Origin of the sequence: Streptomyces sp. NPDC058701, assembly GCF_042715295.1 — a bacterium.
Taxonomy (GTDB): Bacteria; Actinomycetota; Actinomycetes; order Streptomycetales; family Streptomycetaceae; genus Streptomyces.
Map to the genome: position 1 here is coordinate 275,047 of NZ_JBHXSY010000005.1, position 11,921 is coordinate 286,967.

Annotated in this window: 12 protein-coding genes and 1 tRNA gene; 10 read left to right on the top strand and 3 right to left on the bottom strand. The window is 74.2% G+C overall.

What is annotated here, in order from left to right; genetic code table 11:
• Positions 1–34: 34 nt before the first annotated feature.
• The 7 genes from ACFWW8_RS07640 (at position 35) to ACFWW8_RS07670 (ending at position 6,115) form a co-directional block, all read left to right on the top strand.
• A complete protein-coding gene (locus tag ACFWW8_RS07640) occupies positions 35–1,276 on the top strand; it encodes an MBL fold metallo-hydrolase (protein ID WP_386524985.1) in 1,242 nt (413 codons plus the stop codon).
• Between the two features lie 295 nt (positions 1,277–1,571).
• The gene (locus tag ACFWW8_RS07645) at positions 1,572–3,506 is read left to right on the top strand and encodes an ATP-binding protein (protein ID WP_386524988.1); all 1,935 of its coding nucleotides are present in this window, start codon (positions 1,572–1,574) and stop codon (positions 3,504–3,506) included.
• A 35-nt stretch (positions 3,507–3,541) separates the two neighbouring features.
• On the top strand, positions 3,542–3,976 hold the full coding sequence (locus tag ACFWW8_RS07650; RefSeq protein ID WP_386525124.1) for a roadblock/LC7 domain-containing protein: 435 nt from the start codon (positions 3,542–3,544) through the stop codon (positions 3,974–3,976).
• A complete protein-coding gene (locus tag ACFWW8_RS07655; RefSeq protein ID WP_386524991.1) occupies positions 3,973–4,413 on the top strand; it encodes a DUF742 domain-containing protein in 441 nt (146 codons plus the stop codon). The genes ACFWW8_RS07650 and ACFWW8_RS07655 overlap by 4 nt, the downstream gene beginning before the upstream one ends.
• A complete protein-coding gene (locus ACFWW8_RS07660; RefSeq protein ID WP_386524994.1) occupies positions 4,391–5,011 on the top strand; it encodes an ATP/GTP-binding protein in 621 nt (206 codons plus the stop codon). The genes ACFWW8_RS07655 and ACFWW8_RS07660 overlap by 23 nt, the downstream gene beginning before the upstream one ends.
• A complete protein-coding gene (locus tag ACFWW8_RS07665) occupies positions 5,008–5,553 on the top strand; it encodes a GAF domain-containing protein (protein ID WP_386524997.1) in 546 nt (181 codons plus the stop codon). Before ACFWW8_RS07660 ends, ACFWW8_RS07665 begins: the two co-directional genes overlap by 4 nt.
• Positions 5,554–5,752: 199 nt before the next feature.
• Entirely contained in the window at positions 5,753–6,115 is a 363-nt protein-coding gene (locus ACFWW8_RS07670; RefSeq protein ID WP_386525000.1) for an MmcQ/YjbR family DNA-binding protein, read from the top strand.
• Positions 6,116–6,228: 113 nt separating this feature from the next.
• On the opposite strand, the gene ACFWW8_RS07675 is transcribed toward ACFWW8_RS07670, so the two are convergent.
• Both ACFWW8_RS07675 and ACFWW8_RS07680 read right to left on the bottom strand, forming a co-directional pair.
• Entirely contained in the window at positions 6,229–7,143 is a 915-nt protein-coding gene (locus tag ACFWW8_RS07675) for a transketolase family protein (protein WP_386525003.1), read from the bottom strand.
• Positions 7,144–7,211: 68 nt separating this feature from the next.
• Entirely contained in the window at positions 7,212–7,913 is a 702-nt protein-coding gene (locus ACFWW8_RS07680) for a transketolase (RefSeq protein ID WP_386525006.1), read from the bottom strand.
• A gap of 150 nt (positions 7,914–8,063) precedes the next feature.
• Between ACFWW8_RS07680 and ACFWW8_RS07685 the strand changes: the two genes are divergently transcribed.
• Positions 8,064–8,137 (top strand) — tRNA-Pro (locus ACFWW8_RS07685).
• A gap of 100 nt (positions 8,138–8,237) precedes the next feature.
• Here the strand turns inward: ACFWW8_RS07685 and ACFWW8_RS07690 are convergent.
• Complete coding sequence (locus ACFWW8_RS07690) at positions 8,238–9,488, bottom strand: serine hydrolase domain-containing protein (protein ID WP_386525008.1); 1,251 nt, start codon at positions 9,486–9,488, stop codon at positions 8,238–8,240.
• 463 nt (positions 9,489–9,951) lie between these two features.
• Here ACFWW8_RS07690 and ACFWW8_RS07695 point away from each other — a divergent pair, with 463 nt between their 5' ends.
• Both ACFWW8_RS07695 and ACFWW8_RS07700 read left to right on the top strand, forming a co-directional pair.
• Positions 9,952–11,127, top strand: coding sequence for an MAB_1171c family putative transporter (locus ACFWW8_RS07695; RefSeq protein ID WP_386525011.1), 1,176 nt, complete (start codon positions 9,952–9,954; stop codon positions 11,125–11,127).
• Positions 11,128–11,352: 225 nt separating this feature from the next.
• A complete protein-coding gene (locus ACFWW8_RS07700) occupies positions 11,353–11,907 on the top strand; it encodes a PadR family transcriptional regulator (RefSeq protein WP_386525014.1) in 555 nt (184 codons plus the stop codon).
• Positions 11,908–11,921: the final 14 nt, after the last annotated feature.

The following is an 11,921-nucleotide window of genomic DNA, read 5'->3' on the forward strand; positions in this document are numbered from 1 at the left end:
ACGAACCGCGTGACCCATCCTCCCAGGAGGCGCTTTGACCGGCTCCCGTCCCCTGCGTCCACGGCTGCGCGCCCTGCGTCCCGAAGCCTTCGGCGCGGACCCGTCCGGCGCCCGGCTGGAGCGCATCCGCCGCTCGCCGAACTTCGCCGACGGCATCTTCCAGAACCCGGTCGGCGCCCGGACCAGGCCGTCCGGATCGATGCGGGAGTTCGCCAAGATCTACTTCCGCAAGGAGCAGCGGCTCCGCCGTAACCCCGGCGCCCCGATCCCCGTGTACCCGACCACCCTCGCGGAACTGGCCAAGCCGCCCGCGAGCGGCCTGCGCGTGACCTGGATGGGCCACTCCAGCGTGCTCGCGGAGATCGACGGGCGCCGGGTGCTGTTCGACCCGGTCTGGGGCGACCGGTGCTCCCCCTTCCCGTTCGCCGGACCGAAGCGGCTGCACCCGGTGCCGGTGCCGCTGGCCTCACTGGGCGACGTCGACGTCGTGGTGATCTCGCACGACCACTACGACCACCTCGACCTCCCGACGATCAAGAGCCTGGCCGGGACGGACACCCTCTTCGCGGTCCCGCTGGGCGTCGGCGCGCACCTGGAGCGCTGGGGCGTTCCGGCCGACCGGCTGCGCGAACTCGACTGGAACGAGAGCACCGAGGTGGCCGGGCTCACGCTCACGGCGACCCCCGCCCGGCACTTCTGCGGGCGCGGCCTGCGCAACCAGCAGCACACCCTGTGGGCCTCCTGGGTGGTAGCGGGCGACGACCACCGGATCTACCACAGCGGTGACACCGGGTACTTCCCCGGCTTCCGGGAGATCGGGGCCGAGCACGGGCCGTTCGACGCCACGATGATCCAGATCGGCGCCTACTCCGAGTACTGGCCGGACATCCACATGACACCCGAGGAGGGCATGCAGGCCCACCTCGACCTCCAGGGCGGCATCCCGCACGGCACGATGCTGCCGATCCACTGGGGCACCTTCAACCTGGCCCCGCACCCGTGGGACGAGCCGGGCGAGGGCACCGTCGCCGCCGCGGCGAAGGCGGGAGCCGCCATCGCCCTCCCCGTCCCGGGCGAGCCCTTCGAGCCCGGCGCGGACGGGGTTCCCTCCGCACCCTGGTGGAGGCCGTTCGTCGCCCGGGGTCTGACGGCCGGTCCCGTCGAAGGCCCCTCCACCGTGGCTGCGGCCGAGGCGGGGGGCGTGGCCGGGGTGGCGGCGCGGAAGGGGTCCGCGACCGCGGGCGGGCAGGAGAAGCAGGAGCGGGTGGGGACGTAGCGGGCGGAGTCGAGCGACAGCCCTCGGCCGTCCCGGCCCCGGCCGGGGCGTCCGGGGGCGGGTGCGCGCGAGGGATGCCGGGCGTCCGGGGGCGGGTGCCCGGCGCGGGCGGCCGTGGGGCGGTCCGGGGGATTCGGGCGGGTGTGCGAGCGCTCCACCGGGAGCGGGAAGCACCCCGCCCAAGTTCCCCAACTCGCCGTCCGGGGTGTGACGGTGCGGTCTAGCGTGGGTAACCGGTGATCAACACCGGACCCCGGGAACGCTGGGGGCCGGGCCCCACGTACCGAGGACCCAGATGTCCGGACCCCGCGCCGCCCGTCACTCCCCGTCGAGACACGCCGTCACCGGTCCGGCACGGCAGATAAGGCCCCAGCTGCTCCGCGCCGCCCTCCTGCCCGCGCTCGCCGCCGGGCTCAGCGGCGCCGCCGCGGTGATCTTCACCCTTCAGCTCGGCGGGGGCGCGGGCGAGCGGGACGCGCGGCTGTGGCCCGTACTGACCGGATGCGCGCTGCTCGTCGTGGGCGCCCTCGCAGCGGCCCTGCTCGGCGCCCAGCGCTCCGCCAAGGCGGTCCGCGACCGCTGCGAGGCGCTGCGCCGCTCCAGCGTGCGCGGCCGGCAGGAACTGCGGGCGGCCGCCGACCGGCTGGAGCGCGGCGAGGCCCCGGCGCGGCCGGTGCGCGGCGGCACCACCGGATCGCCGCCCGGCGGCGATCCGGGGGGCGTGGACGAGTTCTGGCTGCTCTCGCAGGAGCTGCGCGGCGCCCGCGAACAGGCGCACAGCACCCTCGTACGGCTGGCCCGACCGGTCGCCCCGTCCGACAGCGAGCGGAAGGTGGAGGTCTTCGTCAACCTCGCCCGCCGGCTGCAGTCCCTCGTCCACCGGGAGATCTCGCTGCTGGACGACCTGGAGGACACGGTCGAGGACCCGGACCTGCTCAAGGAGCTCTTCCACGTCGACCACCTCGCCACCCGCATCCGCCGTCATGCCGAGAACCTGGCCGTCCTCGGCGGGGCCGCCTCACGCCGCCAGTGGACCCGGCCCATCGACCTGAGCGAGGTCCTGCGCTCCGCCGTGGCGGAGGTCGAGCAGTACACCCGGGTCAAGGTGGTGCCGCCCGCGGGCGGCAGCGTACGCGGCCACGCCGTAGCCGACGTGGTGCACCTGCTGGCCGAACTGGTCGAGAACGCCACCGTGTTCTCCGCCCCGGACACCGACGTGGTGCTGCGGGCCGAACGAGTCACCGCCGGGATCGCGGTCGAGGTGGAGGACCGGGGCCTCGGCATGCCGGCCGCGGAGCAGCACCGGATGAACGCCCTGCTCGGCGACCCCGACCAGATCAGCGTCCGCAACCTGCTCGCCGACGGCCGGATCGGCCTGTTCGTGGTCGCGGCCCTGGCCCGGCGGCACGGCATCGCCGTCGAGCTCAAGTCCAACATCTACGGCGGCGTGCTGGCCGTCCTGGTGCTGCCGCAGGAGTTGCTGGGCGCGGAGGCGCCGAGCGCCGCCGACGCGGCGGGCGGTTCCCGCGCCACCTCCTGGGGGACCGGCGAGGGTACGGGAAAGCCTCCCCTGGAGCCCGTACGGCTGGCGCCGCCGCGCCGGGAGCCCCCGGACGCGGTGCGGGCGCAGCCGGTGCGGGAGGCCGAGCCGCGGGGTGCGGCCGGGCCCGAGCGGTGGGCCGCGCCCGAGCCCGAGCGGTGGGCCGCGGCCGGGCCGGAGGTGTGGGAGGCGGACCGGGCCGGGGCGTGGGGCGCGGCCGCACCGGACCCGTGGGTGGCGGAGCAGCCGGCGCCGTGGGGCCCGGCCGGTCCCGGGCCGGGGGACTCCGGCTCCGCGCTGTGGAAGTCCGGCTCCGCGGGGTCGCGCTCGCCGGGTGAGCCCCTCGCCGGGGTCGCGGCCCAAGCGCCCTACGGGCGGGCCGAGGAGGTGGGAGCGTACCTGCCCGGAACGCTGCCCGAGCCGCCGTACGGGCCCGCCGGGCCGCCGGAGGCGACCGGCGGCCCGGGCGTACGGACCGTGCCCGCCGCGCAGACCGTGCCCGCCGCGCGCGACGGCGGCGACCGGCCGTCACTGCCCCGGCGCCGCGCCCAGCAGCACCTCGTCCACCAGCTGCGCGAGGCCCCGGCCGCGCGCCGGGACGACGCCACCGAACAGCCCCTGCACGACCCCGGCCTGATGGCCGCCTTCCAACGGGGCTTCGGCGAGGCCCAGTCGGAGGACCAGGCATGATCCCGACCCCTCACCCCAGCAAGGAGCGCACCCCCATGGGAGGCGAAGTGGCGACGCAGACCGGCGGCCGGCTCTCGGACCTGGACTGGCTGCTCAGCGGCCTGGTGCAGCGCGTGCCCTACACGCGCAGCGCCGTACTGCTCACCGCCGACGGGCTCGTGAGCTGCGTTCACGGCCTCGACCCCGACAGCGCCGACCACATGGCGGCGCTCGCGTCCGGGCTGTACTCGCTGGGCCGCAGCGCCGGTTCCCGCTTCGGGGACGGCGCGGAGGTCCGGCAGGTGGTGGTCGAGCTCGACACCGCGCTCGTCTTCGTGTCGGCGGCCGGCGCGGGCACCTGCCTGGCGGTCCTCGCCGACCGCGAGGCCGACGCGGGGGTGCTCGGCTACGAGATGGCGATGCTCGTCAAGAGCGTACGGCCGTACCTGGCGGTTTCGCCCCGGCGGCCCGTCGCCGAACCGGGGCGATGAGCACCCGCACGACGGGGGCGTGCGCGCCGGGACGCCCGTACGGCAGTGGCGCCGCGCGCGACGCACCCTGGCTCGACGACTCGGCGGGCCGGGTGATGCGCCCGTACACCGCCAGCGGCGGGCGCACCAGGCCCGGCACCGCGCTCGACCTGCTGTCGCTGGTCACCGCGACCGGCGTGCGCCCGCGCGTCGCGCTCGGGCCCGAGCACGCCCTCGCGCTGCGCCTGTGCGCCGGCGCCGCCGCGGTCACGGTCGCCGAGGTGGCGGGCCAGCTGCGGCTGCCTGCAGTGGTCGTGAAGGTGCTGCTGTCCGACCTGATGCACCACGGCGCCCTCGTGGCCCGCGCGCCCCGGTTCCCGGGCCGCGACGGCCCGCTCGCCGCCGACGACCAGTCCCTTCTGCGAGCGGTGCTCAATGGCCTCCGTACGCGTCTGTGACACCACCCGTCCCGCGCCCGCACCCGCGACCCTCAAGATCCTGGTCGCGGGGGGCTTCGGGGCGGGCAAGACCACCTTCGTGGGCGCGGTGAGCGAGATCGAGCCGCTGAGCACGGAGGAGCTGCTCAGCGACCTCGGCGAGTCCGCCGACCCGCTGGACGGGGTCGAGGCGAAGACGGCGACGACCGTCGCGCTGGACTTCGGGCGGATCACCCTCGACGGGGGCAACGTCCTCTACCTCTTCGGCACCCCCGGGCAGCAGCGCTTCTGGTTCCTGTGGGAGGAACTGTGCGCGGGCGCCCTCGGGGCGGTGGTCCTCGCCGACACCCGCCGCCTGGCCGACTGCTTCCCGGCCGTGGACTTCTTCGAGCGGCGGGGGATCGGCTTCGTCGTCGCCGTCAACGAGTTCGACGGCGGGCACCGCTACGCGCCGCACGAGGTGCGGGAAGCCGTGGGGCTCGGGCCCGACGTGCCGGTCGTGCGCTGCGACGCCCGGCTGACGAGTTCCGGGACGGGGACGCTGGCCGCCCTCGTCCGCCACCTCCTGTGCACGTCCACGGCCAGATCATCGTCTTCGGAGTCGGGGGAACCGTCATGACGTACTACGAATCGACCGGACACCTGCTGCTCACGCCCGTGGACCGGGAAGCGCCCGCGCGCGCCGTCCGGCTGCGCGAACTCGGCCTGGGAGAGCGGACGGACGCCGAACTGGACGCCTTCGCCCGGCGGGTCGCCGACGACCTGGAGGTGCCGTTCGCGGGGGTCAACTTCGTCGGTGAGGAACGGCAGTTCTTCGCCGGGCTGCACCACGCGCCCGACGCCCCGCAGAGCGGGTACCCGGCGCGCGTCCTGGCCCGCGACCAGGGCTACTGCCCGCACGTGGTGGTGCGCCGCCGGGCGCTGGTGCTGGAGGACGTACGGGACTTCGCGCGCTTCGCGGGCAACGCGGTCGTCGACGAGAGCGGGGTGCGCACCTACCTGGGCGCGCCGCTGACCGACCGGCGCGGGATCGTGCTCGGCACGGTCTGCGCGGTGGACGTGGTGCCGCGGCGCTGGGGGACCGAGGGGCTCGCCGCGGTCAAGGAGCTGGCGGCCGAACTGGTGGCGCTGGTGCACGAACGGGAGGACCGGCGGGTCTGAGGCGCGCGCCGCGGGGCCGGCGCGAGGCCGATGCGGGGCCGACGCGGGCGATGCGGGCGGTTGCGTGCGGTTGTCAGTGCCGGGGTCTACCGTCGGTGGGCCGGGTTCCACCCGATGCCGGACTCCGGCGTCCCCCGCCTGGAAGCCGGTACGGAGCGCCCCGGGCGTCCGGAACCGGACCTGGAGAGGAGCCGCGGGGATGGCCACGACCGCCGAGCACGTCCGTACGATCGCACTGTCGCTCCCGGACAGCAGCGAGAAGCTCGCCTGGGGCATGCCCACCTTCCGGGTGGGCGGCAAGGTCTTCGCCGCCCTGGCGGACGACGACACCTCGATCGGGATCAAGTGCCCCAAGGAGGACCGGGCCGAGCTGATCGCGGCGGAGCCGGAGAAGTTCTTCCTCCGCGAGGGCCACGACGACAACTACGCGTGGCTCCGGGTGCGCCTCGCGGCCGTGGCGGACGCGGCCGAGCTGCGCACGATCCTCACGGACTCCTGGCTCCAGGCGGCGCCGAAGCGGCTGGCCGCGGCCCATCCGGAACTGCGCGGAGGCGAGGGCTGAGGGGCCGGGACCCGGTCGGGCCCCGGCCGCACCCCGGCTGACGCCGTCCGGCCGTGCCCGCGTCGTCGCCGTACCCGCTGCGCGCGCCGGGCCGGGCGTACGCGACGCGCGGCCTAGCGCGCCGCCGCGGCCGGTGTCAGGAAGCCGCTGATCCGCTCGCGCAGGGCGTGCGGGTCCAGGCCGTGGGCGGCGGTGTGCTCCTCCATCGTGCCGTAGCGCCGCAGCTCCGCCCGGCCCACGCCCAGCCCCAGCACCCGGTGGGGCACGTCGGCCAGGGCTCCGCCCGCGGCGGCCGCGGAGGTGCCGGCGAGGTAGGGCTCGACGAGGACCACGGCGGGCGCGGCCCGCCCGACGGCCTCCCGCAGCGCCGCGTCGTCGAAGGGCCGCACCGTGGCCGCGTACAGCACCGTCAGGTCGAGCCCCTCGGTGGCGGCCAGCACGTTGTCGAGCAGCGGCCCCACGGCGACCACCACGCCCGCGCGGCCCTCCCGTACCGTCCGCAGGCCCGGGCCGTGCACCGGTCGGGCTGCCGCGTTCGACTGCTGCGACAGGCGTACGTACACCTTGTCGTCCCCGGCGGCGTAGGCGTGGCGCAGCAGCGCCTCGGCCTCGTCGGGGTGGCCCGGGACGTGGACCGTCCACCCGTCCAGGGTGTCCAGCAGCGCCACGTCGCCCGGTGCCATGTGGGTGAACCCGCCGGCGGGCCAGTCGTAGCTGGCGCTCGCGCTGACGAGGACGCCGCCGGTGCCCTGGTGGCCGAAGTCCAGCTTGACCTGCTCGAACGGCCGCTCCACGAGGAAGCTGGCGAAGGTGTGCAGGACGGGCCGCAGCCCCGTCAGGGCCAGCCCGCCGCCGACGCCGACCAGGAGCTGTTCCCTGATGCCGACGTTGATCACCCGGTCCGGGTGGCGCCGCTGGGCGGGCCGGAACCCGTCCATGGTGACCTCGGCCAGCACGACGGCCAGCCGGGGATCCTCGTCGAGCAGGCGCGACGTGACCGAGATGAAACGTTCCCGCATGGTGTCCATGGTTGTCCCTGCCCCTTTGACGCTCTGCACTGCCACTGCCACTGCCACTGCCACTGCCACTGCCCCTGCTACTGCTTCTTCTCGACGCGGGCGACCACGACGTGCGGCCGCCCGGGGTGCGGCGCGGTGAAGGCCGCCAGCAGGGCCGCGTGGTCCCGCCCGTCCACGGTCGCCGCGGACCAGCCGGCCGCCTCGAAGCGGGCGGCGATGCCGCCGGGCCAGCCGTGAGTGGCGGAGTCGTTGTCGATCACCACGGTGTGCAGCCGCTCCAGACCGGCCGAACCGGCGTACGCGAGCGCCTCGTGGTTGCTGCCCTCGTCCAGTTCCGCGTCGCCGATCAGCACCCACACGGCCGGCTCGGTGAGCCCCTGCGCGCGCAGCCCGAGCGCGCTGCCCACGGCGAGGGGCAGGCCGTGCCCGAGCGAGCCGCTGCCGATCTCCACGCCGGGGATCAGGGTGCGGTCCGGGTGGTGGCCGAGCGGCGAGTCGTAGGAGCCGAAACCTCCGAGCCAGCCGACGGGGAAGAACCCCTTCGCGGCGAGCACGGCGTAGTACGCCATGGGCCCGTGCCCCTTGGACAGCAGGAACCGGTCCCGCCCGGCGTCCCGGGCGGTGCCGGGCGCCACCCGCAGCACGCGGTCGTAGAGCACCCACAGCACGTCGAGCGTGGAGGTGGCGGCGGGCCCGTGCTTCTCGGCCCCGGTCATGAGGCCGATCAGCCGGCCCAGGTCCTCGTGGCGGAACTCGGTGTCCGCGGTCGCCTGCGTCATGCACCGATCGTGCAACCTCAAGTCAACTTGAGGTCAAGCCCGTCCCTCCGGTGCGGTGGGAAAGGTGAAAGGGGAGCGCGATCACCCCGTGAAGTGCGGTATTGTTCTCCTGCACGTTCAACCAGGGGAAAACCCCAGGTCAACGGGCATCGGGACGTGGCGCAGCTTGGTAGCGCACTTGACTGGGGGTCAAGGGGTCGCAGGTTCAAATCCTGTCGTCCCGACTCGAAAGAGTCGCAGATCGCGGGGCCGTTTCAGAGCAATCTGAAACGGCCCCTCGGTCGTTTCCGCGGTCGGGCGGGCCCGGGCCGGGCTGTCTGGCCGCTACTTCGCGGGGGCCAGCGGCTTGTGGCCCGGGTACACGTGGTCGGGGGACACGATGCTCGTGACCGCCTCGCCGAAGAGGGTGCTGGGCTCCTGGCCCTCGTACTGGGTGTCGGTGTTGAGGAGGATGACCATGGTCGCCTGTGCCTCGGGGAGGTAGACCGGCAGGACCTCGTAGCCGGGGATCGAGCCGTTGTGGCCGATCCAGCCCTGTACGTCGAAGATGCCGAGGCCGTAGCCGGTCCCCGGGATGTTCATCGGCGCGGTCTTCAGGCGCTCGGCCTGCGTCGCGGGCGTCAGCAGGGTGCCGGTGGCCAGGGTGCGGGCCCAGCTGCGCAGGTCCTGGAGGTCGGAGACCATCTCTCCGGCGGCCCAGGCCCACGAGGGGTTCCAGCGGGTCGAGTCCTCGGTCCTGCCGGAGGCCGTCTGGTCCGTGTAGCCCTGGGCGTACGGGGCGGGCAGGTCCGGGCTCGTGGGGAAGACCGTGTTGCGGAGCCCGGCCCGCTCCACGACGTCCCGCGTCACGACCTCGTGGAGCGGCCGGCCGGTGACCTTCTCGACCACCAGGCCGAGCAGGATCAGGTTGGTGTTGGAGTAGTCGAACTCCGCGCCCGGCTGGAACTGCACCGGGTGCTTGAACGAGTAGTCGAGCAACTGCCGCGGCGCGAAGGTCTGGTGCGGATCGGCCTCGAACGTCTTGATGAACCCGTCGTCCATGCTGTAGTTGAAGAGACCGCTGCGCATGCCCGCCAGCTGCCGCAGGGTGATGCGGTCCCCGTTCGGAACTCCCGTGACGTACCGGCCGATCGGGTCGTCCAAGCCGACCTTTCCCTGGTCCACGAGCTGGAGCAGGGCGGTGACCGTGAACGTCTTGGTCTCGCTGCCGATGCGCACGTGGAGCGGGGTCGTCATCGGAGCGCCGGTCGCCTTGTCCGCCACGCCGAAGGACTTCACGTAGCTCCCCTTGCCGGGAGCCCACAGCCCCACGGTGACGCCCGGAACCCGGGCCTCGCGCATGACGCGCAGCACGGCCGCGTCCAGCCGCGCCGCGACGGCCGGCGTGAGCCGCACGAATTCGGTGTCGGCCGCCGGTGAGGGCGTGGTGGTCGGGGACGGCGTGGTGGACGCGGGAGCGGACAGCGTCGCGGGAGACGCTCCGTACGCGGAACCCGCGATCGCGGGAGCGAGCAGTACGCCTGCTGCGGCGGCGGCCGTGCAGGCCCGGCGCAGTCGGAGGGGAGCTGGCTTCACGGCATGGCCTCCTGTGGTCCGCGGACCCGGGCAACGGCAACCAGCGTAGGCCGGTGCCCGCCGGCTCGCGAGGCGGGCCGTCCGGTTGCGGGGACGCGTCCGGTGCGCGGGGGGCGGCGCGCAGGGGACGGTGCGCAGGGGGCGGCGCGCACGTTCGCGGGCCGCTCGGTCGCCGTCGGGCCGGTGCGCGGGGATGCCCTCGATCGCCGCGGAGAGCAGCGCCGGCGTCTCCGCCAAGGGGCTCTCGCCGCGGTACGCGGCGTCGAAGACATCGGTCAGCGCGCCGATTCCGGAGGGTCGGGAAACGGCATCAGTCATACTTCCATGTTGGTGTCGCCCCCGTTTCCGCCTTCGACCTTGCCCATGTCCGTCACCGCCGCCCCGTCCGGCCGCTCCGGCCCGCCCGCCCGACCGTTCGCCGCTCGCTTCGCCGCTCGTGCTGTACCCGTAGGAAACCAGGACGTTGAACACCACCAGAACCCTCTGCTTCGTCATCGCGGCACTCTCGTCGTACGCCGCACTCGCCTACCGGCTGTGTCAGGGACGGCGCAGCTGGCGGGACATCGGCTACCGCACCCTGATCACCACCCTGCTGTTCCAGTGCCTCACCTTCACGATGGGCGCCGTCGCGATGCAGGACGCGCGCCTGCTCGGCGTCGGGAACCTCGCCATCCTCCTCATGCACCTCGCGGCGGTCGCGTTCTGCGTCAGCGCGCAGATCATCCTGCTGCGGTGGGCGGCCGTCGGCGAGGAGGCGGTGCGCAAGACGCGGTTCTGGGTCCTCACGGGCATCGTCCTCGAAGTGCTCCTGACCGCCCTGTTCTTCCTGGCCGACGGCCCCGGCCGGGCCCCGCTGGACTTCGACGGCAGCGGCGATCCGCTGCTCCTCGCGTACCTCCTGGCCTTCATCGCCTCGCAAGCCGTCCCGTGCGTCTCGATGTTCCGCCAGTGCGGCCCCTGCATCCGGATGACGGCGAACGCACCGCTGCGGCGGGCCCTGCGCGTGCTGTCCCTCGCGGCGGCGATCCTGCTCCTGTACGGCCTGGTCAGGACGGTCAATGTGCTCACCATCGCCGCCGGGGTCGAGATCGGGGCGCGCAAGGAGACCGTCGCCTCGGTGCTCAACGCGCTGGGCATCGTCACCCTCTCGCTGAGCCTGGCGATGCCGTCCTGGGCGCCGTCCGCCGCCCGGCTCCTGGGGTGGGTCCGCACGTACCGGTCCTACCGGGCGCTCTACCCGTTGTGGCGGGACCTGTACGAGTCCTGCCCGGACATCGCGCTGGAGCCGCCGGGCGCTTCGTTCTCCGACCTCGACTACCGGCTCCACCGGCGGATCGTCGAGATACGGGACGGCTGGCGGGACCTGCGCCCGTACATCGACCGCACGGCCGAGGGCGGCGGGGAGCCGCGCGGGGGAGACGGCGCGGGCCGCCGGGAGCCGAGCGGGGAGTCGCGGCAGGCGTTCGCGGAAGCGGTCCGGATCAAACGGGCCCTGGTCGCCAAACGAACCGGCCGCATCCCGCACGGCAGCCAGGACGCCGGCGACTTCGAGGACCGCGATACGGACAATTTCACCGCGGAAGTGGCCTGGCTCACCCGAGTGGCGACCGCCTACAGTAAGCTCCACAGCGCGAGTTGAGAGCTCCCGCCCGGTTTGCATCCCCCGTCAGACCGGGCGGGCATCGCCCCTCCGCGACGGGGCCCGCCCGCGGCGCCCCCGAGAACCTGATCACGTCGGTTCCCCCCGGCCCTCCCGTTCCCCTCGCGTCCGCGCTGCCCCGGACGCCACCCGTCCCGGGTGAGCCGCGTCTCACCGGGGCGGTGGCGCTTGTCTATGCACCGAGTTGCATAGAAGGATCGGGGCATGGCGATTGAGCACGCGATCCTCGTCTCCCTGCTGGAGCAGCCGGGCTCCGGCTACGAGCTGGCCCGCCGGTTCGACCGGTCCATCGGCTACTTCTGGACCGCCACCCACCAGCAGATCTACCGCGTCCTCAAGCGCATGGAGGCCGACGGCTGGGTCGAGGTCCGGGAAGTGGCGCAGCAGGCGCGGCCGGACAAGCGGGAGCACTCCGTCACCGAATCCGGCCGCACGGCGCTCTCCGCCTGGCTCCACGAGCCGATCCAGCCCGACAGCGTCCGGCACGAGCTCGCCGTGAAGATCCGCGGTGCGGCCTTCGACGATCCGGCGGCGCTGATCCGCGAGGTCGAACGGCACCACCGCGCCCACGCCGACCGGCTCACGCACTACCTCGCCGGGGAGCTGCGCGACTTCACCGGTCCGGACGCGCCCGCGGCACCCGACGCCGGACGGGAGCTCCAGCACGTGGTGCTCCGCGGCGGCATCGCCTACGAGCGGATGACGCTGGCCTGGCTCCAGGACGTACTCGACACGCTCCACCGCCTGGCCGAGCACTGAGCGGCCGTCGGCCG

Bases quoted from the DNA above. Each gene is read 5' to 3' on its own strand.
- ACFWW8_RS07675 (WP_386525003.1), bottom strand. From the start codon at position 7,143: ATGGACACCATGCGGGAACGTTTCATCTCGGTCACGTCGCGCCTGCTC.
- ACFWW8_RS07665 (WP_386524997.1), top strand. From the start codon at position 5,008: ATGACGTACTACGAATCGACCGGACACCTGCTGCTCACGCCCGTGGAC.
- ACFWW8_RS07660 (WP_386524994.1), top strand. From the start codon at position 4,391: ATGGCCTCCGTACGCGTCTGTGACACCACCCGTCCCGCGCCCGCACCC.
- ACFWW8_RS07680 (WP_386525006.1), bottom strand. From the start codon at position 7,913: ATGACGCAGGCGACCGCGGACACCGAGTTCCGCCACGAGGACCTGGGC.
- ACFWW8_RS07645 (WP_386524988.1), top strand. From the start codon at position 1,572: ATGTCCGGACCCCGCGCCGCCCGTCACTCCCCGTCGAGACACGCCGTC.
- ACFWW8_RS07700 (WP_386525014.1), top strand. From the start codon at position 11,353: ATGGCGATTGAGCACGCGATCCTCGTCTCCCTGCTGGAGCAGCCGGGC.
- ACFWW8_RS07650 (WP_386525124.1), top strand. From the start codon at position 3,542: ATGGGAGGCGAAGTGGCGACGCAGACCGGCGGCCGGCTCTCGGACCTG.
- ACFWW8_RS07655 (WP_386524991.1), top strand. From the start codon at position 3,973: ATGAGCACCCGCACGACGGGGGCGTGCGCGCCGGGACGCCCGTACGGC.
- ACFWW8_RS07670 (WP_386525000.1), top strand. From the start codon at position 5,753: ATGGCCACGACCGCCGAGCACGTCCGTACGATCGCACTGTCGCTCCCG.